Raw genomic sequence first — 26,174 nt, 5'->3', positions numbered from 1 at the left:
AGCTACAAAATTGGCGATCGCCCTCAAACAATGAGCGATGCCTGCGGTGGTAAACTATGCATTTTGGTAGAATCAAGCGGTTCAGTATTTGTTAAATATTGTTATGCCAGAGGTTGCACGCTTCTATGGAATTGTGATTAAAGTGTTCTTTGGCGATCACCCTCCACCTCATTTTCATGCAATCTATGGCGAGTACAATGCCTTAGTCAGCATTGAATCACTTGAAACCATTGAAGGAGATTTACCAAATCGGGCACAAAAGCTAGTCCAAAAGTGGGCAACTTTATACCAGTAATAACTGTTACAAATGTGGAATACCCAAGAGTTTCGTAAGCGACCTCCTTTAAAGTAAATTTAGTTAGGAGCAGTATGAAGTATCCCCGAATTCATTAAGCCAAAGCAATGGATGATACTACTTTAGTGATTGAATTTACCAATCAAGAGGTGAAAAAATACGATGTTCGTCATCTATTAGATACTCCAATGTTTTCTCCACTTCGACAACCCGCTTTTTTTAAGAACTTTAAAGTCGAGCCAGGGGGTTATGGGATTGTGTGGAATGAGGAGATTGATCTTAGCGAGTATGAACTTTGGAAGAATGGTACGTCCTTGATGGAGAGCGAAAACAAGGCTAGCGATCCCATTCAGCAGCCATAGCGATCACGGTAAACTTAGCGGGTATCGGGGCGGTTAACTGCTTTGGTGGAGTAACTGACCTCTTTGAGCGCTACAGCTAGTAACTTGGTAGTTTTTAATAATAATATTGAGGTTAATAAAAGTTGGAAATATTACCATCTGAGAATTTTATTTTCATTTCAATTTTATCTAAATTGTCTATAGTATAGTATGACCCTAAAATAACCCCATAATAAGAGTAAAAATATAGGAAGTTTTGTCTAATAGCTAAACTTCCTATGAATTAGTCTAAATTTATAGTAAATTGTACTTCGCACTTCCTTATGGCCCAGAAAACACGGCTTGTTCTACATCATCCCGACTGAGAGAATACTTGAATGAACGTTGAATATCTTGCCCATTTTCTCCAGATTGGACATATCGCACTACAATTTGCTCAACATCGAGCCATAGTTCAGCTTTCCAACTAGAGCGCTGTACATGCCAGCAATGCCTCTGTGTGTCGTCTTGTTGACAGCCTTGGTCTTTTAACCACTGTTCAATTTGTGGCAGGGGATGATTATATAGAGGGGTATCAGAGGGAAGAAGAGGCATAGGAATTTTAGATTTGAGATTTTGAATTTTGGATTAGGAAATTTTTTAGTTTTTAATTACTATAAAACTAATTAGTTGAGATAGATGGGTAATCTGCTGTTGTACAGATGGAGTTGGCTGTAGCAAAGGCGTTTGGAAAGCAGCCTCACCACGAGTTAAACCAATGGCAACTGCTAGTATTAGACAACCTACAAATGTTAACACCAGTATAAATAGAGCAAAGATTTCGCCAGATGAGAGGGGGCGATCGCTAGGATCGAGGTAAGCTGATTTTGACCAGTCATGAGAACGCGATCCGGGACGGTTCAAGTCAGGAGGTGGTTGAATCACCGCAAAGCGAGAATAGCCAATTTTTAAATCGTAGCCCAAGCGCCGTTCTGGATGGCTAAGGGTAGCGTAGGCTTCGTTGATTTGCTGAAATTTGGGAGTGGCGATCGCAGTAGGCAAATCTGTAGTATCAGGATGATAGCGTTTGCTCAGTTCCCTATAAGCACGACGAATGTCGATTACCGATGCCGAGGGATGCAGTCCTAGCAGGGAGTAATAAGTTGGTTTACTGCTTTGTGGCATTGCCCCGTTGTGATTCACGGCTGTTTGAGTCACCTTGCAATCAAGTTTTTTCTAATATTGTAAACCTGCTAATGGCATAGAGGCTAACCGCTTTTATTCCCACATTTGATTTCAAACCCACAATATCGCAGAGTTGGAGATTTCTTATACGTTTTTCATATATTTTAACCACAATCGCCGCTTTAGTTTTTAGTTAAGGTAAAACTTTTGAATCAGTACTAATAAATCAAATAATACTGTTTTATTCTATGGATTATATTATCAGTATTTTTTTACTAAGTGTCTATATGCCTCGTATAATTCCCTTATTTTGTCTATATACGAATACATCTCATTTTTTAATTCATCATAAAGTAATATTTTTTCTTGACTAACAGCATGTACAGTTCTATCAGTATTTATTCCTGGCTGTAAACAAAACTGGGTATCTTGTCGTAAATTGTGTCTACTGTAAATTTGATGGCGGCTTTATCTCCAATTTCCTTTTTCATACCCACCACACAGCTTATGTGCTGGGCAATAGCCTCTGCTTGGACTTCTGAATAACAAGTATTTAGAACAACACACTGCACTCCCCGACTTGCAAACAACTTAAATAGGTTTGCTAGAGAACTAGTTGTAACTAACTGTACTTCTCCTTGATTGTTTTCAAGTGCTAATCCTCCCTCACCTGCACCATGTCCGGAAAAATGAACAATTTGCGGTTCAAAGTCTAACATTGCCCGACGAAGATCGTCAGGACGAACTGCCCATTTGGTTCTTATTTGAAATTTATTCCGCTCTTTTGACCGCAGTAGCCCTTCTTCAATTTCACGAGATTTTTCGTCTAAACGCAGTTATGTTGTCCCTTTTGGATTAGCTGCCAAAATTAAGATTCGTTTGATGGAAATTTCACTATTCATTTGATTAATTTATACAGGGTAAATATCGATTCATTAAATAATCGAGATATACTCCCTTATCCTTAACTCAGTAAATCAGCACGGGGTTTAAAGATTTCAATTTGCCGTAACTTTTCGTACAGTTCCCGTTCTTCTTGACTAATGTTTTTCGGGGTAACTATTTGAATTTCTACTAATTGATCGCCACGTTTACCATCATCGCTAGGGTAGCCTTTATTTCCTAGCCGGAATTTTTGACCCGACCTAACTCCTTGAGGGATGGTCATTTTTACAGGGCCATCGAGAGTTGGTGCTTCTACCTGTCCTCCTAAAACTGCCTCGCTGGGAGTAACAGGTACTTGGCAGAGGATATTTAAACCATCTAGCTTAAATAATGGATGAGGATTAACAGTAATTTTCAAGTATAAATCGCCACCACCAACGCCTTGATTCCGCAAACGGATGGTTTGACCTGTTACCATACCTGGAGGCATACTAACTTCTAGCGATCGCCCATCTTCCAAACGAATGCGTTCATTACCACCTTGATAAGCTTTTTCTAGTGGGAGCGTTAATCTGGCTTCTATATCTCGACGGGTAGTGCGAGGTGGGGTGCTAACTGTGTAGGCAACTTTTGTTCTGGGGGAACGAAACGGATCGCTATTATTGCCATTATTAGACTTACTTGCCGCATTTTTATTTTTGACACCAATAACTTGATTAATAAAGCTTTCAAAATCAGAGAATTGGCTTGGATCTACGTCCTGATTGGCGTTGCGATCGCTAGCGCCACTTTGCCAAGTTTTAGCCTTTGGCGTCTTAGGGTTGCCTGCAAAGCCTTTTTGCTTCCAGTAGCGGCTAAACTGGTCGTACTGCGATCGCTTGGCTGAGTCTGAAAGGACTTCATAAGCCTCGCCGATATCCTTAAATTTTTCTTCAGATTCTTTGTTTCCCGGATTGAGATCGGGGTGATATTGCCTTGCTAACCGCCGATAAACTTTTTTAATTTCCTCACCAGAGGCGTCTTTAGATACTCCCAAAATTTCGTAGTAATCGCGGAAATTCGACAAATTTTGCATAGTTCAGTTATTTAAATTTTAGATTTTAGATTTTGAATTAATTAAGACACAACACTTAGAAGTTAGGAATTATGAGTTAGGAGTTAAAAGATTTAATTTGTAACTCCTCACTCCTCACTTCTGATTTCTCACTTTTATTAAGAGTATTACAACCAATCATTGTCTTCTTCATCATCCCAGTTATCTTGGTAGCTGGGACGGGATTTGCGTGGCGGACGGCTTTCATAGGAGGAAGAACGACTGTCTCGGCTATAGTCTCTGCCATAGTCTTTACCGTAATCTCTGCCATAGTCCTTACTGTATAAGTCGCGTTCTCGATATGTATCTCTAGGAAAGTCGCGTTCTTTATCTTTATCACCAGTAAAGATGTCACGGATTGTACCAAACAAGTCGTCATCTTCATCTTCAGCATAAGTTTGCCTGACTTCCCGATTTAGCTCATAGAGAGCATCTTGCAAATCGGCGTAGGCTTGATCAATACCGCGATCGCTATTTTCCTTAAGACTCTCTTTTAAGTCTCGGCAAATATTATCAATTCTTTGGCGGCGGCTGCGGGCAAACTGCATACCAAATTCTAGTGCTACTTCTCTAAGCTGTCGTTCTGCTTGGAAAATCAACGCCTCAGAACGAGTCCGCTTTTCTACCCTTTCTTTACGTTCGCGATCAACATCGGCGTATTTCTGAGCATCCTGAATCATCCGATTCACTTCCGACTCGTTCAAGGTAGAAGCGCCTTGAATGGTGATACTCTGCTCTCGCCCAGTGGTTCTATCTAGGGCTGTTACCTGTAAAATACCGTTAGCATCAATATCAAATGACACCTGAACTTGGGGAATTCCTCGTGGCGCTGGCGGGATGCCATACAGCTTGAAACGCCCTAAAGACTTATTGTTTGCTGCCATTTCTCGTTCGCCCTGGACTACGTGGATTTCCACAGTATTCTGGTTATTTTCCGATGTGGAAAAAATATCAGAACGGCGGACTGGGATGGTGGTATTGCGGGGAATAAGTTTTTTCATCACGCCGCCGATGGTTTCTAACCCCATAGAAAGGGGTGTGACATCCAAAAGTAGCACATCTTTGAGTTCGCCCGCGAGAATACCTGCTTGAATTGCTGCACCCACTCCCACTACTTCATCGGGGTTGACGTTTTCGTTAGGTTCTATGCCAATTAAGTCCCGTACTAGCTGCTTCACCATTGGCATCCGTGTAGAACCGCCAACTAACACCACTTCTTCTATGTCTCTAGGTGAGAGTCCGGCATCTTTGAGGGCGCGTTTTACTGGTGTCCGCAATCGCCCTACCAAATCACCACATAAGCCTTCAAACTGAGAACGCGTTAGACGAGTTTCCAAATGTTTGGGGCCTTCCTGATCGGCAGCAATAAAAGGTAAGTTAATTTCGGTGATGCTGACAGCAGAAAGCTCTATTTTGGCTTTTTCCGCCGCTTCCATCAGACGTTGTAAAGATTGTCTCTCGCGTCTTAAATCTACCCCTTCGGCTTCTAGAAATTGCTCTGCTAACCAATCTACTATTATTTTGTCAAAGTCGTTACCACCAAGTTGCGTATCTCCACTGGTAGCTTTAACTTCAAATATCCCATCGCCTACTTCTAAAATCGACACGTCAAAAGTACCACCACCCAAGTCAAAGACTAAGATAGTTTCCGTGTCACCCCGATCTAATCCATAAGCCAAAGATGCAGCAGTTGGTTCATTAAGAATCCGTAGCACCTCCAAACCGGCAATTCTGCCAGCATCGCGGGTTGCTTGGCGTTGAGAATCGTTAAAATAAGCGGGTACTGTAATCACTGCCCCTGTTACCGATTCACCCAGATAGCGACTAGCATCGTCGGCCAATTTCTTCAGCACCATTGCCGAAATTTCTTCTGGAGCGAAATCCTTATTGAGACGGGGACAGGCAATTTTAATATTGCCTACTTCGTCCTTGCGGATGGTGTAGGGTACACGCTTGGAATCTGGACTCAGTTCGGCATATTTGCGCCCAATGAAGCGTTTTACTGCAAAAAAGGTATTTTGGGGATTGAGGACGGTTTGTCGCTGTGCCATTTGCCCAACCACCCTTTCCCCTTCTTTGCTGAAGCCAACTACGGAGGGGGTTATTCGCATTCCTTCTGCATTGGCAATCACCACCGGCTTGCCACCCTCCATAACGGCGACTACTGAGTTGGTTGTACCCAAGTCGATGCCGACTACCTTGCCCATGCGTTACTCTTCTCCTAAAGTGTCTTATATATTTATTATGATTGGGCGGAACTACCTCTAGCTTTGTGCTAGTAGATGAAAACACCTCAATGGTATAATAGTGATCATTAAGGCAATAAGCTAAGAAGTGCAGCTAGAGGAGATAGTTGCAAGACTAGGATAGCATTGACGATGATTGGTATGTCCAAGCAGCCTCAATTCTTGTTATCCAGCTACTTCTATGTACTGTATCTGCAAGTTTGTAAATGCACCTTAATAATACTTGCTTCTTTGAGTGGCGGAAAATCTTAATATTGCAACTATTTTAACCATTTGAATTTAACAGAGCGATTACAAACTTCCTTAACTGAGATTGCGCGAGAACGCGATCCTTACATGGCAACGGCTGGACATTTTTTTGTCCAAGAATACATTCGCCAGCAATTTTCCCAATGGGGGAGTGTGGAAATCCACACCTTTGAAGTCAGGGGAAAAGCTTGTAATAACTTGATATTAAATTTACCCTCTCAAGGGCGACGACAAAAAAAGGATTTGCCACCTATCTTAATTGGCGCTCATTATGATGGCGTTCCGGGAACAGTAGCGGCTGATGATAATGCCACCGGTGTGGCGGTGTTGCTGGAATTAGCCAGGAAGTTTGCTGCCCAAGCGATAAGATATCCCTTAAGGCTAGTTGCTTTCGATATGGAAGAATACGGCTTACTGGGTAGTGCTGATTATGCAGCGCTGTTGCACGAACAAAAGCAACAGCTACGCTTAATGATCTCCCTAGAAATGCTGGGCTATACTGATTCTGTGCCTGGTTCCCAAAGTTACCCCCCTCCTCTGGAACGCTTCTACCCAGACAGAGGCGATTTTATTGCTTTAATTGGTAATTTGCGGACATTGCCTGATTTAATTGGCATGAGCCGTAATATTCGCAAGGCTGGCGTACCTAGTCAGTGGCTACCTGTGCCGAATCGAGGTTTAATAGTTCCCCAAACTAGACTTAGCGATCATGCACCTTTCTGGGATTTGGGCTATCCGGCAATGATGGTGACAGATACGGCATTCTTGCGAAATCCACATTATCACAAAGCTAGTGATGCGATCGCTACTTTGAATTTAGATTTTCTTAGCGGTGTATGTGAAGGGTTGGAAATTGCAATTCGGCGGTTGTGAAAATATTAGACATATCCAAAAATTAAATATGCATTATCCAGAACCCTTGTAGAGAGGTAGCAGTGCTACTTCTCTACATTCTTTTTGCCCAGATGCCCATTTTCCATTCCCCAATGCAGTTGTTACCAATCACCACTTTGTAGACTATGAGGATTGTACGAATTGACACGAAACAATGAGGCTAATGAATGCCAAGATCAAAAAAAGGATGCCCCAAGGATATTAAAAGTACTATGCCAGAATTACACCAATCAATTGCCCAGCATTACCACGAACGGACTAAATACAATCCTGAGACTCTCGCCTCCAAAAATCACCAGTTAGACTGGGCTAAACAGCCAGTGCCTTTCAAAGAGTACAAAATTGGCTCTACTTTTGATCTCAAACCCTATATCCAAGAAAAAACAGAGGGATTTGCTAATAACTCAGATGCTCAATGGTGGCAAAGACTTTCACGGTTGCTGTTTCGTAGCTATGGATTAACAGCGAGAATGCCTTCTATGGGTAGCGCGGTATATTTACGTGCTGCTCCCAGTGCAGGCGGATTATACCCGGCTGAAGTGTATGTGGTTTCCCGTGGTACGGCATTCTTTCCACCCGGTCTATATAATTACCAGTGTCGCACTCATTCTCTCATGCATTATTGGGAAAGTGATGTTTGGCAAAATCTCCAAGCAGCTTGTTTCTGGCATCCTTCTCTAGAAAATACCCAATTAGCAATAATTGTGACTGCGGTATTTTATCGTTCTGCGTGGCGCTATGAAGATCGGGCTTATCGGCGGATTTTTTTAGATGCGGGACACCTATTGGGCAATATCGAGTTAGCTGGTGCGATTACTGACTATCGCCCTCACTTAATCGGCGGTTTTGTGGATGAATCGGTAAACGATCTGCTTTATATAGATCCGCAACAAGAAGGTGCGATCGCTGTCTTACCTCTGGCAGATTTGTTAGATGTGAATCAAAATTTACCATTGGGATGTACTGCTTTTCCTTCCACTACCGAAACCAGTTATCCCCAAATCCCCGATGGTGAATTGCTGACATATTTTCATCGACACACCCAGATTCCATCAGGTGTCACTGGCAATCTTAATTTACCAACTATCAAACAAGAAAAATCTTTAGAGGATAAATATAACTTTCCTTTCTGTTTGAAAATTCCTACCAATAGTGCACCGATAAACTGGGGACAAAAGCTATCAGAATTAGAAACCACTATGTATAAGCGACGCTCTACCCGCGCTTATAATGGTGATGATTTAACTTTCGATGAATTAAAAGGTTTACTCGATTTCACTTACCAACCGCAAAATTACATCGACCAAAGTTTAGATATTTCTCCAGATTACTTTGATTTGAATTTAATAGAAACATTTATTGCTGTTTGCGGAGTGAAAGGATTGGAGGCAGGTTGTTATTATTACGCACCCAAAGCCCAAGAATTACGCCAAATTCGCTTTAAAAACTTTCGGCGAGAGTTACATTTTCTCTGTTTAGGGCAAGAATTAGGGCGGGATGCAGCAGCAGTGTTGTTTCATACAGCCGATTTGAAAGCTGCGATCGCCCAATATGGCGATCGCGTTTACCGTTACTTACATCTGGATGCCGGTCATTTAGGACAACGCTTGAATTTAGCAGCCATACATCTGAATGTAGGCGTCAGTGGTATCGGTGGTTTTTTTGATGACCAAGTAAATGAAGTTTTGGGTATCCCTGCTGATGAAGCTGTTCTATACATTACTACTTTGGGACGCCCAAGATAAAAATCCTAGAGGCGCAAAGGTGCAGAGAGTTTTTTCTATGTTCTTTGCGTCTATCTACAAGTGGTCTTTACTTAGTGTAAACTATCAGACATACTTTACACTGCCAGATTCCGATGAAAATTGAACCAATATATACTTGTTTGGCAAATCTCTTTAAGTACAGACCCTTGTTTTTATTCTTAACTATCAAAAAGCATAGGTGTTGTTCTTAAGTTTTTTTATGGAAAATTATCAACTATTATACATTTAAATTTTCAGCAAATTTCATAAATTACAAAACTCACATTATTTATAAATAATTAATTATATTTTAAAATTTTCGCAAATTAAATCTAGTACTACAAAATATTTTTTATCACAATCAATAATGCTATTTACAGAGCATGAAAGCCAACGTTTAAAAGTACTGAATCAGTATCAAATTTTAGATACCCCACCAGAAGAAATTTTTGATGAACTAGCTCAACTAGCTGCTAACTTTTGTGAAACACCAATCGCTCTTATTAGCTTAGTTGATACAGAGCGGGAATGGTTCAAATCGAAAATCGGAGTAACTATATCAGAAGTTCCTCGAAGTATTTCCTTTGGTAGTTATACTATCTTACAAAATCAAATATTAATCATCTCGGACACTTTGTCAGATGAACGGTTTGCGACAAATCCCCTTGTAACATCAAATCATTATTTCCGCTTTTATGCAGGTGTTCCCCTAATTACTTCAAGCGGCTTTGCATTAGGTAGTCTCTGTGTACTTGATTTTTTTCCGCGAAATTTGAGTGTTAAAGAGCAAGTAGCTTTACAACAGTTAGCAGCGCAAGTAATTAGATATTTAGAGTTACATCGGCAAAAAGTTATTGATGATAGCCAAAGGAGTTTTAATCTTCTTTTCTCTAAAAATCCTAATCCAATGTGGGTATATAACCAGAATAATCTGCAATTTTTAGATGTAAATGAAGCTGCTGTTGTCCACTATGGCTACTCACGAGAAGAGTTTTTGCAAATGCGAATAACTGACATTCGACCTTCAGAAGATGTGCCTATCTTCATAGAATATTTAAGAGAAAGGCACTCTAACTTACATTTTGCTGGACAATGGCAACATCGGCGAAAATGCGGAGATATTATTGATGTTGAAATTGTCACACATAAAATAGACTATGCCAGTTATAACGCTCGGTTGGTTAATATACGAGACATAACAGAACACAAACGAATAGCAAGAACCCTTCAGGAAAGTGAAGCTAGATTTCGAGTCATTTCTGAAGCCATTCCTGTTCCCTTTATTATTTCGCGTGTGTCTGACGGGTTGATTTTATATGCTAATCCAGAGTTAATTAAAACTTTTCGATTTTTACCAAAGGATTTAATTAATCGAAAAGTTTTAGATTTATATCATAAATCAGCCGATTTAGAATTTCTGTTAAAAGCCCTGAATCAATATGGCTTTATTCATAATTATGAACTTCAATTAAAAAGAGCAGATGGGATTTATTTTTGGGCGATCGCTTCACTGCAATATTTAAATTTTAATAATGAAGCAGCGATTTTAACTGTTTTTTGTGACATTACAAAACGCAAAGGCTTAGAAACCAAACTTCAAGAACAAAATAAGTTTTTGCAGATAGTTTTTGAAAGTATACCGTTGATGATTGCACTAATTGATACCAATGGTAAACTTCAATGGGTGAACCAAGAATGGGAAAGTGTTTTAGGCTGGAAACTTCAAAGCTTCCAAGCTACCAATGTCCTAGAAGCGCTATATCCTAATCCTGAATATCGACAGTATGTAATTAATTTTATTCAGTCTGCACAAAGCAATTGGAGAGATTTCAAAACTCAGATGAAAAATGGTAATTTACTCGATACATCTTGGACTAATGTTAAACTTTCAAATGGTCAAATTATCGGTATTGGGCAAGACATCACAGAACGTAAGCGAACTGAACTGGCTCTAAAAGCTCAAGCCGAGCGGGAGCAATTGATGCGAACCGTTGCTCAACGAATTCGTCAATCATTAAATCTCCAAGATATTCTGAATGCAACAGTTCAAGAAGTGCGAGATTTACTTGGGGTTGATCGAGTGGTAGTTTATCAGTTTAACCCAGAGATGATCGGCACGATTGTAGCGGAATCGGTGGAACCTGGATGGACAGTTTCTTTGAACGTCCAGATTTATGATACGTGTTTTCAAACAGGCGCAGGAGTGGAGTATTATCAAAGACGCAAACGAGCGATCGCTAATATTTATGAAGCCGGATTAAGTGATTGCCATATTCGTTTGTTAGAACAGTTTGAAGTCAAAGCAAATTTAGTCGTGCCCATTTTACTAGAAGTAAGCTCTCAAAACCCAGGCTCTCACCTTTGGGGTTTACTGATTGCTCACCAATGCTCTGATTACCGCGAGTGGGAAGAAAATCAATTAGATTTGCTCGATCAACTGACAGTCCAATTAGCGATCGCCATTCAACAATCCAGCATCCTTGAGCAAGCTCAAACTGAACTTGTTCAAAGACAAAAAGCTCAAGTCAAGTTAAAAAATGCCTTGGCTGAAAAAGAAGTTCTATTAAAAGAAGTTCATCATCGAGTTAAAAATAATTTACAAATTGTCTCTAGTTTATTACAACTTCAGTCTCAAACACTCAAAGATCCAGAAGCCATCAAAGTCCTTCGAGAAAGTCAAAATCGAATTGAATCAATATCTCTAATTCATAAAAATTTATATACTTCCGCTAACATTGGGCAAATTGATGTTGCTGACTATATCGAGAATTTGGCAGCAAGCTTGCTAATTTCATATCAAATATGGCCTGGGAAAATTGGTCTAGAAACTGATATAGATTCAGTGAGTTTGAATGTTGACCAAGCTATTGCTTGTGGATTAGTTATTAACGAATTAATCTCCAATGCTCTCAAGCACGCTTTTCCTAACCAAGAAGCAGGCACAATCAGTATTGCTTTACGTAATGTTGGTAATAGGATCGAGATGACTATCCGAGATAATGGGATTGGTTTACCAGATAATTTAGATTGGACAACTACTGATTCTTTGGGACTGTCGTTAGTATATGACTTGGTTACAGAACAACTAGAAGGTGACATTACTATAGAACGCAATCATGGAACAGTATTCAAAATTCAATTTACGCAGTTAACTTTGCATTAGTAAATATCAAATGGGTCAAGCTAGGATTTTAGTCGTTGAAGATGAAGTGATTGTGGCTAGAACTATTGCCAGCCAACTCAGTCAACTAGGATACATTGTTACGGGTACAGCTTCATCTGGAAAAGTTGCCATTGCCAAGGCATCGGAAACTCAACCAGAGCTAGTATTAATGGATATTATTCTTAAAGGTGAGATAGACGGTATTGCTACTGCCAGTCTGATTCGTGAGCAGTTAGACGTTCCTGTAATTTTTTTAACTGCTTATGGTGACGATCATACTTTAGAAAGAGCCAAAATTACTCAACCTTTCGGATATATTGTTAAACCCTTTACTATAAAAGATTTAAGAATAGCGATCGAAATCGGTCTTCTACAACACCAATTAGAGCGTGAACTGCGAGAAAATCGAGATCAGTTAGCAACCCTTTTAAATTCAATGAGTGATGCCGTAATCGCTACAGATGAGCAGGGAATAATGACATTCATGAATCCCGCAGCTGAAGCGCTGACTGGCTGGCAGCAAAAAGATGCTTTAGGAAATGAAGCGGCGAAGATTTTTCATATTGTCGATGAAGTTACAGGGACTACATTAGAAAACCCGGTAACAAAAGTGTTGCAAGAGCAACAGGTTGTTTATTTAGGGGAATTCACATCTCTGATTACAAGAGACGGAAAAAGAGTTCCAATTGGCGATAGTGCTTCACCACTAAAGCGACGATTTAACCAGATAAATGGTGTAGTAATTGTTTTCTGGGATCTTAGTGAACGACGCCAAACAAAATTGCTAGAGCAAGCATTGCAGAAAGAGCAAGAACTTAATCGTCTCAAGTCTTTATTTATCTCGACCGTATCTCATGAGTTCCGTAATCCCTTGACTGTTATTCAAACAGCAGTAGAACTCATAGAAATGCAAGGAGCGAATTTGACAGATGCAAAAAGAGCCATCTATTTAAAGCGAATTCAAGGTGCTGTGCAATCTCTAGAAAAACTGATGGAAGAGGTGTTATTTATGGGTCGAGCGGAAGCAGAAAAACTCGTATACAACCCTGTGCCACTTAACTTAGAAAAATTTTGTCGAGAGTTAATTGAAGATTTTTCTATTGTTGAAAGTAGCGTGTATGAAATTGTTTTTACCTGTCATAGCGATCGCACCGACGCTGTAATGGATGAAGGACTCTTACATTACCTGTTTGAAAACCTACTTTCAAACGCTGTTAAATATTCTCCAACAGGTGGAAAGATTCAGTTTGATTTAATCTGCGACCCGATTAATAAAGTAGCAATCTTTTATATTCAAGATCAAGGTATAGGCATTCCCGAATCAGACCAAGCGCGACTTTTTGAGTCATTCTATCGAGCCTCAAATGTCCAATCAATTCAGGGTACAGGATTAGGATTAGTAATCGTTAAAAGGTGCGTTGATGCTCACAGAGGTCAAATCAGCGTCACAAGTCAAATTGGAATCGGTACGACATTCACAGTAATTTTACCCTTAAATTCCGAATTATCCTTGACTGAAGAACCATGAATGATCGCATTTCAAACTCGCTTTTGTGATTAACTCACATTCCGATTTTTGAAATTAAGAACTTGGGTTTGGTAGTGCCGCCATTTTTCCTGCTGACGCGCTCTTTTATCCTCGGTGAGGCTATCAAAACAATAGGGACAGGAGATACCTTGTTCATACTTTGGAGATACCTTATCTGACTCAGAAATCGGATATCCACAACAGAAGCACAACTCATAACTTCCTTTCTCTAACCCATGACTGACAGCTACGCGATCGTCAAAGACAAAACATTCCCCTTTCCATAAACTTTCCTGTGCTGGAACTTCCTCTAAATACTTGAGAATCCCGCCTTTGAGATGATAAACTTCTGCAAAGCCTTGGGCAAGCATGAAGGATGAGGCTTTTTCACAGCGAATGCCGCCTGTACAAAACAGAGCAACTTTTTTGTGTTTAGTTGGGTCGAGGTGGCGTAGCACATAATCGGGGAATTCCCGGAATGAGCTAGTTTGGGGATTTTCTGCTCCTTGGAAAGTACCGATATTCACCTCATAATCATTTCGGGTGTCAATCACGGTTACTTCTGGATTACAAATCAAATCATTCCATTCCTGAGGACTGACATAAGTGCCAACTTGTTCATTTGGGTCAATTTCAGGCAATCCCAAAGTAACAATTTCAGGCTTTAACCGCACCTTCATCCGCTCAAAGGGCAAAGTTTCGGTATAGGACTCTTTATATTCTAGGTCTGCTAGACGAAGGTCAGTACGCAGAAACCAAAGAACAGAATCAATTGCCTGACGCGAACCGGCAATTGTACCGTTAATGCCTTCTTGTGCTAGCAAAATTGTCCCCTTCACATCTTGCGCTTGGCAGTAAGACAGCAAAGGATCTCGTTTCTGGGCAAAATCTGGCAGCTTGACGAATTTATACAGTGCTGCAACAACTTGGATATTTTCTGGCTTCATCCCTTTGGTAATGGAACAATATAAGTTACAATAACTTCGACAACCAAACTTACCTACTATTTTAATTTTATGGGGGTTTAGCTCAGTTGGTAGAGCGCCTGCTTTGCAAGCAGGATGTCAGCGGTTCGAGTCCGCTAACCTCCATTCGATATAATTTATCTTAATTTGCAATGCTTGCGGTTTTTGCTAGCCTTGGTAGGCAAGAAGTTAAGGCAGAGGGAAGTTAGTAAGCTAATCGCCATTCATTTTTCCAAACTGATTCGCTTGTAGTAAGGGCCTTAGCCCTGGTTTTATGCAACTTAAATGCTCATTAACTTATTGCATTTAATTGCCCTGAAAAAACTTGCCCTCAGCTGGAAAAGGCTGATTCCCTACTCCCGTTGAGCTATGCTACTTCGACTACGCTCAGGACAAGCTCAGGACAAGCTCAGGACAAGTCACGGCAAGCCAACTCCCTGCCTATAGCGCTTCGCGCACCACGCAAAGAAGTTTAAAAATCAAATCGGATTACTATATTTACTTAGGAGGTTGTTTGAAAAAGCGTCCATTGGGTTTAGTGGCAATTGTTCTCTACAAATCATTTACCGCCTTGCTGCTTATGGTTACTTCGATCGCTTTATTATTGACATTAAAAAATTATCAAGCTCTACAGGTGTTTTCAGAAAATTATGTTTTAGAAGGTAAATCGATAATTATTGATTGGCTTTTAAAGAAAGTTCTCAATTTAAATCCCCGAACTTTGGCATTTAGCGGTATTGGAACAGGAGTCTATGCTATTGTTACTAGTATTGAAGCCATTGGTTTATGGTACGAAAAGCGTTGGGCACATGTCTTGGTGTTAGGACTTGTCGGTATCAGTATTCCACCAGAAATTTATGAATTAATTCGGGGGATTTCTCTGATAAAAATATTGATTCTTGTGTTGAATTTAGCAGTGTTTGGCTATTTATTCCGAAATTTTCCTAAACATCCAAACTAATTTTTATCAGCAAGTGGCTTCCGTTGCATAGACTTCTCTTTGAGTTTACGCAAAACCAAGACCCCACGTTGTACAATCGCTAAAAATATAATCTGGAGAGCGACTTGTCTAGATCGATTCAGTCTACTCAACCACCATTAAAATTCATTCCCCAACGTTTGAACCCACTGGTACTCCAGATTTTTCGGTGGTTACTGCCGATCGCACTACGGTTTCGCACTCGACCTTGGCTAACGGCTGGTATTATCCGTGTTGAAGCCAAGAATGTTGAGGTATTAGCTGAACTTTATCAACAATTTCAGGCTGGGAAAATTCGCTTTTTGCTGGCATTTCGCCATCCAGAGGTGGAAGATCCTCTGTGTATGCAATATTTGCTTTCCCGCATTGTGCCACAGGTTGCTCGTCAAAAAGATATTACACTGCAATCCCTTGTTCACAGCTATTTTCTCTACGATCGCGGTATGACGATTTGGGCTGGAAAGTGGCTGGGTTGGTTGTTTTCACAGTTGGGGGGTGTGCCGGTTCATCGCGGTAGGCGACTAGATCGCCAAGCTATTCAAACTGCACGGGAGTTGTTTGCTAATGGCAAACTACCGATCGCAGTCGCACCAGAAGGCGGTACTAATGGTCATAGTGGTATTGTTAGCCCCTTAGAACCTGGTGTTGCTCAAATGGGGTTCTGGTGTGTAGAAGACTTGCAAAAAGCTAATCGGACTGAGACTGTGATTATTGTACCGATCGCTATCCAGTATCGCTACGTTGAGCCACCTTGGTCTAAACTGGATTTGCTGCTGAGTAAGTTAGAAGCTGATAGTGGCTTGGCAGCAATAGAAATTGAGCAGGGTAAAAGCGAAGAAATTTACTATCAACGCCTCTGTAGGTTGGCTGAATATCTGATTACCGAGATGGAAGAGTTTTATCGTCGCTTCTATCATCAAGATATCCCAAAAACCATCTCAACTGATGAATCTGCTAGTCCTAATCAGGTATTGGTTGCCCGACTTCATCGCCTACTAGATAAGGCTTTACAAGTTGCCGAACAATATTTTGGAGTTCAAGCGCAGGGAAATTCTATCGATCGCTGTCGTCGCTTGGAAGAGGCTGGCTGGAATTACATTTATCGGGAAGATTTGCCAGATATCAATGCTTTACCACCTTTTAAACGTGGTTTGGCAGACTGGATTGCCCAAGAAGCAGACTTGCGAATGCGGCACATGCGGATAGTGGAAAGTTTTGTTGCAGTCACAGCTACTTATATTCAAGAACAACCGACGGCGGAACGGTTTGCAGAAACAGCTTTGCTTGTATTCGATATGCTTTCTAGAATTCAGGATACAACACTTCCGGGGCGACCTCGGTTAGGTTTGCGAGAGGCACAAATCACTGTGGGAGAGCCAATTTCAGTAACCGAACGCTGGAAAAATTCTCAAGGCGATCGCTATGCAGCTAGACAAGGTGTGAGCGATTTGACAAAAGATTTGCAAATCGCTTTAGAGAAGATGATTAAATAACAAAAATTCTAAGACTTTTTAGCTCGAATTTTGTCAAAAATTGCACCTTCATCAAAGAATTTCTTCTGAATTTCATCCCAGCCTCCTAAATCTTCAGCTTTGAAGATAGTTTTAATTTTGGGAAAATTGGCTGCCGTTTCTTTGGCGATCGTCAAGTCAACAGGACGAAATCCCAATTTGCTAAACTCTCGTTGCGAGTCTGGGGTGTAAAGAAATTTGATAAACGCTTCCGCAATCAGGCGAGTTCCGTGTTTATCGACATTTTTATCTACAACAGCAACAGGATTGTCGATGGAGATATTTACATCAGGCACAACAAATGCAACTTTTTCACCATTTTGTGCCGATAAAATCATCTCATTTTCATAGTTGAGCAGAACATCACCTTGACCATCTTTGAAGAACACTTCGCTGGCATTGCGAGCAGTTTTGGGCAACAAAGGTGCATTATTATAAACTTTGGAGATAAAGTCCATTGCTTGATTTTCATTTCCGCCGGTTTTTGTCACAGAACCCCACAGACCAAGGAAATTCCAGCGAGCGCCGCCAGAGGTTCTGGGGTCAGGCATCATCACATTTACGCCATCTCGTGCCAAATCTGCCCAAGTTTTGATATTTTTGGGATTACCTTCACGGATAGCGATCGCGTCTACAGATTTGGTCACAATTGCATCATTAGGTGCTTCTTTTTCCCATCCCGATTGAATAAAACCTGCCTGAACAAGTTTATTAATATCAAGAGCAAGTGACAGGTGTATCACATCAGCTTCTTTACCGTCAATCACGGCAAGAGTTTGGGAACCTGAGCCATCATAGCTTTGATTGAAAGTGACGTTTTGGTTATGTTCTTTCTTCCACTGTTCGATAAATTTGGGAATAATCTGCTGGTATGCTGCACTAGTAACCGAGTAAGAAACAAACGTTAGAGTTACATCACTCTGGGAAGCTGCGCCAGCATTACCAGTATTATCAATATTACGTGGAGAGCAGGCAGCCATCACGATACTTAAGCTAAGTCCGACTAAGAATAGAGACGCAACACCCCACGAAGAATACTTATACAACCATCGGATTAGTTGTACGCGCCACTGTCTGGCAGTGTGCAAAGCTTTCATAATATATGTCTGAACTAATTCAGTCAAATATCTTCTTGATTTCGGAGTACGTTGCCCCTGGTTCATCAAATTTTCCCCTTAATCTGCGATAACTTGAGCAAGATGCTGTAGTTAAGGGGCATTATAAAACAGTGGTTAAGAATAAATAATTTTTTATTAACCTAAATTTAAACTAAAACCTGCCTGCGCGGGTTTTGACTGTTTAGACACGGTTTTTAACCACTCTTTTAACCTTAAGTTGACTTTTTCGCTCGAATTTTGTCATAAATTGCATCTTTATCAAATAATTTCGCCTGAATCTCGTCCCAGCCTCCTAACTCTTCAGGGTTTGGGTTTAGCCTAACCCACCTGTATTATGATGAGTTGGGCGTTTTGATCATGTTTTACAGCTATTTTCGGTAAATAGACCACGTACTAGAGGCACAGCCAAGGCGAATAGAATTCGCACGCGAGTTGCTCATAGGGAAAACCGCAAGGGTGCAGTGGCTCCCCAACCTACGCCAGTTTTAGTTTTTAGCCTTCAGCAGTGAGAGCAAGAGTTGTAAATCCAGTACCAAGAGTTATTGTATTTTGCTCCCGACGAAAACTTACTATGTCATCTGAATCGAGTTTCGATGATAATATTGGTCTAATACCAATTCTCCATGAAGATGCACTTAATCTTGAAAAACGAACCGCCAAGAACGCCAAGGAAGATAGAGGTAATTATTTAGTACAAGCTTATAGAGAATTGGTATAAATGCGCTTATTGAAGAATTATATAAAATATATTGTCCATCATAATCAGTGCTTTCTCCAGGTTATAAAAGTTGGCGTTCTGCCTGTACAAACGTTCCAAAAGTATAAAAAGCTCTCGTACCCTTTTAATCATTGAGAACTGTAAAACTCCAATAATTTCAGAGACTTCATCGGAGCTTAATTCAGATAATAAATTGTCATCAAGCTCATCAAATATAATAAAAACATCAATCTATATCTTTTATTTGATATAATATTCTGATATTTTTAACTCATAGAATTAACCTCAGAATATGAACACAAATCTAACTCAAAAATTATCCAAACCGATAGTAGAGAAAGTTGCTATTGTCGGTGCTGGCCCAGGCGGTTTGGCTGCTGCAATAGCACTGATAAGCCAAGGGATAGACGTTCAAGTATATGAAAAAGCCCAAGAATTTCGTCCGGCTGGAACTGGACTAGGACTAGCTCCTAATGGCTTGAATTTTTTAGATGCGATCGCACCGGGAATTGTCGAAACCCTCAAAAGTTCAGGATGTGAGGTTCACCACACAGTTTTAAAGAATATTCAGGGAGAAACAATCCGAACTAACGCAACCAAATACTTGGAGCAATACGGACAACCGTTGTTGACTGTTTGGTGGTATCGTTTGCAGCAAGTTATAGCGTCTAGATTGCCATCTGACATCATTCACCTCAATCATCACTGCATCGGCTTTAAGCAAGATGAAAACGGTGTGGAAATTCATTTTGATGGCGAAAAATCGGTATATGCAGATTTGCTGATTGGGGCTGATGGCGTCAACTCTGTAATTAGAGAAACTTTATTTGGCGAGGGTAAGCCTAATTATATCGGTAGTATGTGTTGGCGTGCCGTCATCAAATATCACCACGAGCTATTTAATGACTATGAACTAGTTTTTGTCAAAGGCAATAAACAGTTTATGTACATTCTCAATGTGGGTGGCGGCTATACCAGTTGGATTAGCCGGAAGTTATCGCCTGAGTATTCCCTTTCTCACAGTGCTGAGGAAGTAAAATCTCGCATTCTCCATGAATTAGCCGACTGGGACGAATCCTTTCGGGCGATGGTCGAAGCGACACCAGCCGAGCAAATTTGGGAGGGGCCGATTTGCGATCGCCCACCCTTAACCCATTGGAGCCAAGGCAGAGTAACTCTTTTAGGTGATGCCGCCCATCCGATGGCACCTGCTATGGCACAGGGAGCTAATACCACTTTTGAAGACGCATACGAACTGCAAGAGTGTTTTTCCCAGTCAGCTAATCTTCAAGAAGCTTTAACTAGTTACGAACAGCGTCGCATTGAGCGGACAAAAATCATCCAAGCTCGCAGTGCTTGGGGGGAGATGCGCTACTATGACGACACATTCACATCTCCTGAACAGACACAGCAACGGCAAATGACGCTCAACGAAGATTTTTATAAATGGTTGTATGATTACAAGCCAGCTGTAACAAGTTAAATCTTAGTGTTACAAATTAGATTGCGATCGCTAAGGCTACTTTTTTCAAAGTAGCAACAAAAATCTGAGCAATTACCTTAAAAAGTTATAATTATCCCTAATTTTATCGAGTCATTTGAGAATATCAAAAGTGACTGTTTTTAGTCAAGCCTTCAAACATAACAAATTAGTGGAATAGTTGAGAATTATTCGCGTAAAATCAACACAACTTAATCAAAATATTAATTTTTATTAGATAAGAAATTTATATTATATATTTCGCAGGGTATGCAGATAAATTATTGTTGTGTATGCGATGTCCATCTTTTAAGAATATCCCTCCATAGTCCAATCCTGAAGAGTAGGACTTACGCACAGGTTACGGAAAACGAACCACAGAGGGCGCAGAGGTCACGGAGAAATGAGAGTTTGAGAGGGTTTTTGCGTAAGTCCTAAAGAGATAAATTAGGAACTTTGCTAAAGTCTTTGTGATTACGCGTAACAAGAATTGCTCCCTTGGCGAGAGCGATGCCTACGGTGGTCACTGAGCTTTGTCGAAGTGCTGGCTACGCCTACGCAGCAATTCTTAAGTCTTGCGTACCTATCTGGATTTTTTGCTGGCGCAAACTTTGGTAGCAATTGTATGCTGCCTCATCAAAATCTAGCAAATTCATACTACAAAAGTAAATCTGAGTTATTCGCAGATTTCGATAAGCAACTACTAGCAGTTCTGGTTTAGTAGCACACTTGCTAATAGAAGCTAGTCTACCTTTCAACTGTTCTTCGAGTGTAACTGTTGTAATAAATATGTTGGAACTTCCGACAGCTTGAGCGCGTTGTATAATTTTAGAATTACCATGTTGAGAAAGAGTAACATGATCAGTATCGAGGATATATTGGCTCAAGCTGACTGATTCTCCTCTAAAGAAGCTTCAGAAGCAGCGACCTCTGCATCTAATTCACGTCGATTTGCATCCATATCTTCTACAAAATCATCAAAAAGCGGGTCATCTTTGAAAATACCATCAAATTTTACCCAAGGATTGGACTCTTCAACCTGCTGTTCATGTTTCAACATTGGCAAACAACAAAGCCGTAATGTGACCCACCAGAAGTAAGACATAATAGGGCTGTTGAACTCACTATCATTAATTAAACCGTGAGCCATGCGATTTCTTAAATTTGAACCAAAACGCTCAATTAACAAACCTTGGAGATCAAAAAGTGTGTCTTCATCAAAAATTGAGTTTATTTGTGGATAGTTGCGGGGAAAAAGAGTAGTATTCAAATCACGCTCATCTTCAATTCCCTTATTGATGTCAATTTTTGAGGGTAACGCACCCTGCCTTCGGAGTAAATAACGGATAGAATTTTCAATTTGAGGAATGAGAATATGAGTGGATGTGAAAAAGTCTCCGATTAGTCCAGCGTAAAGCCCTTTTGCAAACTGATATTCTCTCCCAGGAGGTACAAAGAGGTTGTTTGAAACAAATGGAAATAAGTCTTTTACTTCTACACTATGTTCCAGATTTATTTGATCCCTAGCTGGCTCAATGTAAGCTTGGGCGTAAAGTTTGTGATAGAGAACTGCATTCCTGTACATCTCAAAACGAATTGCTTTCTCTGCTTCATCTGAATTACTAGATTGACGGGCTACAACCTTACTCATCTCATTCATAATTGTTATTGGCATGAACTGAAACAACAAAGGTGTCTTCTCCACGCTCTGCTGAAGGTATGAAACTTTAGGTGGAATTCCCAAAAGAACTAAGGCAAATATTGCATCTTGAAATTTTTTGCCTTTAACATAGGTTCTAGCTAGTTCTACCTCAGCGCTGATATTAAACTGAGAAGATACTGTTATTAACTCATTCAAGGATTGTTTTTGATACTCTGGTAGAAGCTTACGAACTTCCTCATATCTAGCTTTTGCTGCTGCTTTTCCTTCCTCTGTACCTTGGCTTTTTAATATTTCAAATGCTTCTAACGCCTTTTGTAAATCATCTGATGCCTTTGAATAAGGCTGAGGGTGTTTTGTCAATGAATCTTTAGCTTCCTTTACATAAGTTTCGGCAGCAAGCATTCGTGCTGCGTGTGTCTGTTCAGCATTTTTGTCAATGCGATGCCATTCTGCTTTAATTTCCCAGTAGTTTCTTGCCTTATCCCAGTCTTGGGAAGATTCTGCTATAATTGCTGCTTTCTCAGCCAGAGCAGCATATTTAGTTGGATTACCGAGTTTGTATTCTTGCAAAAGCTTCATAAGCTTTACTGACAACCACAGTGGATCTTCTCCGTTGTAGCGATTAAGAACTGCCTCTATATGTGCAACAACTAATTCAGGTTGATAATTAATTTTGCGTGCTAGCCGAAGCGCTCTTTCAATCCTCTCGAAACACCGACTCCATTTTTCAGGATCTTCTAATTCTGCGGCAGATTGTAAGTAGGCTGTAACAGCTAACCGTGACATTTGATAATTGCCCTTTTTGACCCAGAGAATGTCCGCAATTCGTGCTTGAAGTTCTGGATTTGATACTTCAGGAGCAATTTCAGTAAGAAAATTTAAATGTTCATCAGTAAGATTTTGGAAAACTTTAGCAAAAAACTCCTCTGTTGATTCTGGCTTGATTGCAGCATCGGTTATGAACGCCAAAATCTCAAAGACATACTGTTCTCTAACATTTCCTGCCTCTTTTGCTTCCCGTGCCTTGTTCCAGAAAACTCTGTTATAAGCACTACATTCTTTTCTCTCGCTACTATTAATCACGTCCTGCCAGCGAGAGTTAATAAAATCTTCTTTAGTAAGAGGAGGGTTTATTAATGGCATAGTCTAGAATTACTGAGCTATATGTCTACTATGCCAAATCTGAAATAAGAGTAGGTAAAATCTATAAATTAACATTCTCCGGCAGAGCCAGGGAACGAGAGAATATTAACTCGCGGCTAAATTGCCCCAACCGACGTAGGGTAATTTTGTAGCTGTTGCCTGAACTTGGTCAGCGTTAGCTACTAACTGACCGCAAGCGTCCCAAGTTCCAGAAATAAATGTGCTTCTTGTACCTTCACCGATCGCAACTGAAACAATATAATCATCAATTTGCACTTGCAAGGTTTCCAAATTCACTGTTACGGCAGCTTGAGGATTGGCAGCGACTAAATCTTGTAGTTGTTTAATAGTAACAGCATCAGCTGTCACACAAGGTATACCCATTGCCACACAGTTACCAAAAAAGATTTCCGCAAAGCTTTCACCGATTAAAGCTTGGATTCCCCATTTGGCGATCGCTTGGGGTGCGTGTTCCCGTGATGAGCCACAGCCAAAGTTACGATTGACTATTAAAATATTCGCGCCTTGGTACTGGGGTTGATCGAAGGGATGTTCGCCTTTAAGTGCTGTCCGGTCATCGATAAACGCGCCTTCGCCTAACCCATCAAAGGTAACGGCTTTCAAATATCGCGCCGGAATAATGCGATCGGTATCTATATCATTGCCCACTAAGGGGATACCGCGCCCTGAAACTGTTTTTACTTCACTCACCATAGATTTATATAAGAAACGAACCGCAAAGAAGAGGCAGCGCGTTGCGGGGGTTCCCCCCGTTGTAGCGACTGCCGTCGCAAAGAACGCAAAGGAAAGAAAGAAAGTTTAAGAGAGTTTTCTTTGTCACAAGATGGGGTTACAGTAACTCGCGTACATCAGAGACTTCGCCTTTAATCGCAGCAGTGGCGACCATCGCCGGACTCATTAACAATGTCCGACCTGAAGAGGAACCTTGTCTTCCTTTAAAGTTGCGGTTGGAGGAAGAAGCGCTGATTTGTCTTCCTTGTAGCTTATCGGGGTTCATCGCCAAGCACATGGAACATCCTGGTTCGCGCCACTCAAATCCGGCTTCTTGAAAGATTTTATCTAATCCTTCAGCTTCTGCCTCTTCCTTCACCCTTTCCGAACCAGGGACAACGAAGGCTTTGATTCCCTCTGCAACGTGGCGACCTTTGGCGATTTTTGCCGCTTCTCGCAAATCACTAATTCTGCCGTTGGTGCAACTACCAATAAAGCAGACATCAATTTTTGTACCCTTGATTGCTTGACCAGGATATAAATCCATGTAGCGGTAAGCTTCTTCGGCAATAAATCGGTCTTCTTCCAGCAGTTCTTCTGGTTGAGGTACTGACTGGTTGACACCGATACCTTGACCAGGAGTAATCCCCCAGGTAACGGTAGGAGGAATTTCTGCTGCGTCGAATACCACTACATCATCGTATTCGGCATCAGTATCACTCTTGATGGATTCCCACCAAGCTACTGCTTTATCCCAATCTGCATCAATGGGTGCAAAATCTCTGCCTTTGAGGTAATCGTAGGTAACTTGATCAGGATTGACGTAGCCGCATCTAGCACCACCTTCGATCGCCATATTGCAGACAGTCATTCTCTCTTCCATATTCATTTGCTCAAAGGTCGTACCGGCAAATTCGTAAGCATAGCCCACGCCACCTTTAACACCAAGTGAGCGGATGATATGTAAAATTACATCTTTGGCGTAAACACCAGGGTTGAGAGTGCCGTAAACTGCGATTTTGCGGACTTTCAGTTTTGAGAGGGCGAGGGTTTGGGAAGCGAGAACATCCCGGACTTGGCTAGTACCAATCCCAAATGCGATCGCACCAAATGCGCCATGACTTGATGTGTGACTATCTCCACAAGCGATCGTCATTCCGGGTTGGGTCAGCCCAAGTTCTGGAGCGATGACGTGAACTATACCCTGACTGCCAGAACCAATATTATAAAAATTAATGCCATTTTCTTGACAGTTATTTTCCAGCGCCTGAATCATTTCCTCTGCCAAGTCATCGGCAAAGGGACGCGCCTGATTTTCTGTGGGCACAATATGATCGACTGTGGCCACAGTCCGATCTGGAAACAGTACTTTTAGATCCCTCTCGCGTAACATAGCAAAGGCTTGGGGACTGGTGACTTCATGAATTAGATGAAGCCCGATAAATAGTTGCGTCAGCCCTGAGGGAAGTGTACCAACGGTGTGTAAGTCCCAAACTTTGTCAAACAGGGTACCTTTGCTCATACGTCAATCAATATTTAAGGAGTCCGGACTTAAATAGTATCAAAAAATAGTCTAAGTTTTTCCACATCACTTCATATTAGTTACATTTTATTTCTCTGTGCCCTCTGCGCCTCTGTGGTTTTATTCTTCTTTAACGTAGACGCGCAGTGGCTTGCCGCAGGCTACCGCAGAGGCGCACAGATCACAGAGTAAAGAAAATTATCCGAAATATTGAGATGCAATGATGTAAATAACTTTATCCTTATGAACAAGGATATCTAGGACAATACGAGATAATTGCACTACCAGCATTATGCCCATAGATTTACGGGAATTTTATCAGGCTAGCGATCCCAGCAGAACTCTGTTTGTCAGCAATAGCTCTGATGGCAAGTATTATATAGATTTTTCCTCAGTCCGGGGTGGTGATATTCTTGGCAGGCTGAAGCAGAAAATTACTTTTTTTAAACCGAATGAACCCACTTGCACTTTATTTACTGGACATATTGGTTGTGGGAAATCGACAGAACTATTACGGTTACAGGCAGAACTAGAAAAGTTAGGTTTTCATGTAGTCTATTTTGAGTCTAGTGATGACTTGGAAATGACCGATGTCGATATTGCTGATGTGCTGCTAGCGATCGCTCGTCGTGTAAGTCAAAGTCTGGTTGACACTCCCCAGCCTGACTAAGTTTCGCTTCGCTCACTTAGTCGTAAAGGCTGGGGATTCTTCATTCACCGTCAGAACTTGCTCTAACAGG

21 protein-coding genes, 1 tRNA gene and 1 pseudogene are annotated in these 26,174 nt (G+C 41.0%); 12 read left to right on the top strand and 11 right to left on the bottom strand.

Annotated features, from left to right (window positions below; genetic code table 11):
- Positions 1-103: 103 nt before the first annotated feature.
- Entirely contained in the window at positions 104-295 is a 192-nt protein-coding gene (locus V7L20_RS03435; RefSeq protein ID WP_334742720.1) for a DUF4160 domain-containing protein, read from the top strand.
- 107 nt (positions 296-402) lie between these two features.
- Positions 403-657 carry a DUF2442 domain-containing protein gene (locus V7L20_RS03430; protein WP_334742719.1) on the top strand — a complete coding sequence of 85 codons (255 nt, stop codon included), beginning with the start codon at positions 403-405 and terminating at the stop codon, positions 655-657.
- A gap of 300 nt (positions 658-957) precedes the next feature.
- On the opposite strand, the gene V7L20_RS03425 is transcribed toward V7L20_RS03430, so the two are convergent.
- The 5 genes from V7L20_RS03425 to dnaK all read right to left on the bottom strand — a co-directional run bounded on the left by V7L20_RS03425 (position 958) and on the right by dnaK (position 5,985).
- Positions 958-1,230, bottom strand: a complete 273-nt coding sequence (locus V7L20_RS03425; protein ID WP_334742718.1) for a DUF3143 domain-containing protein — start codon at positions 1,228-1,230, stop codon at positions 958-960.
- A 45-nt stretch (positions 1,231-1,275) separates the two neighbouring features.
- On the bottom strand, positions 1,276-1,800 hold the full coding sequence (locus tag V7L20_RS03420; RefSeq protein ID WP_334742816.1) for a J domain-containing protein: 525 nt from the start codon (positions 1,798-1,800) through the stop codon (positions 1,276-1,278).
- A 398-nt stretch (positions 1,801-2,198) separates the two neighbouring features.
- Positions 2,199-2,564, bottom strand: coding sequence for a CHAT domain-containing protein (locus tag V7L20_RS03415; RefSeq protein WP_334742815.1), 366 nt, complete (start codon positions 2,562-2,564; stop codon positions 2,199-2,201).
- 200 nt (positions 2,565-2,764) lie between these two features.
- Positions 2,765-3,760 carry a J domain-containing protein gene (locus V7L20_RS03410; protein WP_334742717.1) on the bottom strand — a complete coding sequence of 332 codons (996 nt, stop codon included), beginning with the start codon at positions 3,758-3,760 and terminating at the stop codon, positions 2,765-2,767.
- A gap of 146 nt (positions 3,761-3,906) precedes the next feature.
- Complete coding sequence (gene dnaK, locus V7L20_RS03405) at positions 3,907-5,985, bottom strand: molecular chaperone DnaK (RefSeq protein ID WP_334742716.1); 2,079 nt, start codon at positions 5,983-5,985, stop codon at positions 3,907-3,909.
- A 312-nt stretch (positions 5,986-6,297) separates the two neighbouring features.
- Here dnaK and V7L20_RS03400 point away from each other — a divergent pair, with 312 nt between their 5' ends.
- The 4 genes from V7L20_RS03400 (at position 6,298) to V7L20_RS03385 (ending at position 13,603) form a co-directional block, all read left to right on the top strand.
- Positions 6,298-7,146: a M28 family peptidase gene (locus V7L20_RS03400; protein WP_334742715.1), complete on the top strand. Its 849-nt coding sequence runs from the start codon at positions 6,298-6,300 to the stop codon at positions 7,144-7,146.
- A 233-nt stretch (positions 7,147-7,379) separates the two neighbouring features.
- On the top strand, positions 7,380-8,912 hold the full coding sequence (locus V7L20_RS03395) for a SagB/ThcOx family dehydrogenase (RefSeq protein ID WP_334742814.1): 1,533 nt from the start codon (positions 7,380-7,382) through the stop codon (positions 8,910-8,912).
- Positions 8,913-9,279: 367 nt separating this feature from the next.
- Positions 9,280-12,075: a PAS domain S-box protein gene (locus V7L20_RS03390; RefSeq protein WP_334742714.1), complete on the top strand. Its 2,796-nt coding sequence runs from the start codon at positions 9,280-9,282 to the stop codon at positions 12,073-12,075.
- Between the two features lie 10 nt (positions 12,076-12,085).
- Positions 12,086-13,603 (top strand): hybrid sensor histidine kinase/response regulator, encoded by a 1,518-nt coding sequence (locus V7L20_RS03385; RefSeq protein ID WP_334742713.1) that lies wholly within the window; start codon positions 12,086-12,088, stop codon positions 13,601-13,603.
- Between the two features lie 29 nt (positions 13,604-13,632).
- On the opposite strand, the gene trhO is transcribed toward V7L20_RS03385, so the two are convergent.
- On the bottom strand, positions 13,633-14,550 hold the full coding sequence (trhO, locus tag V7L20_RS03380) for an oxygen-dependent tRNA uridine(34) hydroxylase TrhO (RefSeq protein WP_334742712.1): 918 nt from the start codon (positions 14,548-14,550) through the stop codon (positions 13,633-13,635).
- Positions 14,551-14,621: 71 nt separating this feature from the next.
- On the opposite strand from trhO, the gene V7L20_RS03375 reads away from it, so the two are divergent.
- The 3 genes from V7L20_RS03375 (at position 14,622) to V7L20_RS03365 (ending at position 17,040) form a co-directional block, all read left to right on the top strand.
- Positions 14,622-14,694: transfer RNA gene (locus V7L20_RS03375), tRNA-Ala, on the top strand.
- A gap of 388 nt (positions 14,695-15,082) precedes the next feature.
- Positions 15,083-15,529 carry a DUF2127 domain-containing protein gene (locus V7L20_RS03370; RefSeq protein WP_334742711.1) on the top strand — a complete coding sequence of 149 codons (447 nt, stop codon included), beginning with the start codon at positions 15,083-15,085 and terminating at the stop codon, positions 15,527-15,529.
- Positions 15,530-15,633: 104 nt separating this feature from the next.
- On the top strand, positions 15,634-17,040 hold the full coding sequence (locus V7L20_RS03365; RefSeq protein WP_334742710.1) for a lysophospholipid acyltransferase family protein: 1,407 nt from the start codon (positions 15,634-15,636) through the stop codon (positions 17,038-17,040).
- An 8-nt stretch (positions 17,041-17,048) separates the two neighbouring features.
- On the opposite strand, the gene V7L20_RS03360 is transcribed toward V7L20_RS03365, so the two are convergent.
- Positions 17,049-18,155: a sulfate ABC transporter substrate-binding protein gene (locus tag V7L20_RS03360; protein WP_334742709.1), complete on the bottom strand. Its 1,107-nt coding sequence runs from the start codon at positions 18,153-18,155 to the stop codon at positions 17,049-17,051.
- A gap of 592 nt (positions 18,156-18,747) precedes the next feature.
- Here V7L20_RS03360 and V7L20_RS03355 point away from each other — a divergent pair.
- Positions 18,748-18,894 carry a hypothetical protein gene (locus V7L20_RS03355; RefSeq protein ID WP_334742708.1) on the top strand — a complete coding sequence of 49 codons (147 nt, stop codon included), beginning with the start codon at positions 18,748-18,750 and terminating at the stop codon, positions 18,892-18,894.
- Between the two features lie 292 nt (positions 18,895-19,186).
- Positions 19,187-20,377, top strand: a complete 1,191-nt coding sequence (locus tag V7L20_RS03350; RefSeq protein ID WP_334742707.1) for an FAD-dependent oxidoreductase — start codon at positions 19,187-19,189, stop codon at positions 20,375-20,377.
- A 551-nt stretch (positions 20,378-20,928) separates the two neighbouring features.
- Here V7L20_RS03350 and V7L20_RS03345 read toward each other — a convergent pair.
- From V7L20_RS03345 to leuC, 4 genes are all read right to left on the bottom strand, one after another.
- A complete protein-coding gene (locus tag V7L20_RS03345; RefSeq protein WP_334742706.1) occupies positions 20,929-21,261 on the bottom strand; it encodes a type II toxin-antitoxin system VapC family toxin in 333 nt (110 codons plus the stop codon).
- Entirely contained in the window at positions 21,258-23,180 is a 1,923-nt protein-coding gene (locus V7L20_RS03340; RefSeq protein WP_334742705.1) for a DUF4209 domain-containing protein, read from the bottom strand. Before V7L20_RS03340 ends, V7L20_RS03345 begins: the two co-directional genes overlap by 4 nt.
- 105 nt (positions 23,181-23,285) lie before the next feature.
- Positions 23,286-23,894 (bottom strand): 3-isopropylmalate dehydratase small subunit, encoded by a 609-nt coding sequence (gene leuD, locus V7L20_RS03335; RefSeq protein WP_334742704.1) that lies wholly within the window; start codon positions 23,892-23,894, stop codon positions 23,286-23,288.
- A 136-nt stretch (positions 23,895-24,030) separates the two neighbouring features.
- A complete protein-coding gene (leuC, locus tag V7L20_RS03330; protein ID WP_334742703.1) occupies positions 24,031-25,434 on the bottom strand; it encodes a 3-isopropylmalate dehydratase large subunit in 1,404 nt (467 codons plus the stop codon).
- A 292-nt stretch (positions 25,435-25,726) separates the two neighbouring features.
- On the opposite strand from leuC, the pseudogene V7L20_RS03325 reads away from it, so the two are divergent.
- Positions 25,727-26,080: pseudogene (locus V7L20_RS03325) on the top strand (ATP-binding protein); the annotation flags it as partial.
- Between the last annotated feature and the right edge of the window lie 94 nt (positions 26,081-26,174).

The organism is Nostoc sp., from assembly GCF_036916735.1.
In the GTDB taxonomy this organism is placed as follows: domain Bacteria; phylum Cyanobacteriota; class Cyanobacteriia; order Cyanobacteriales; family Nostocaceae; genus Nostoc.
The sequence above is the reverse complement of the archived record's forward strand: the minus strand, read 5'-3'. Positions and strand labels throughout refer to the sequence as shown.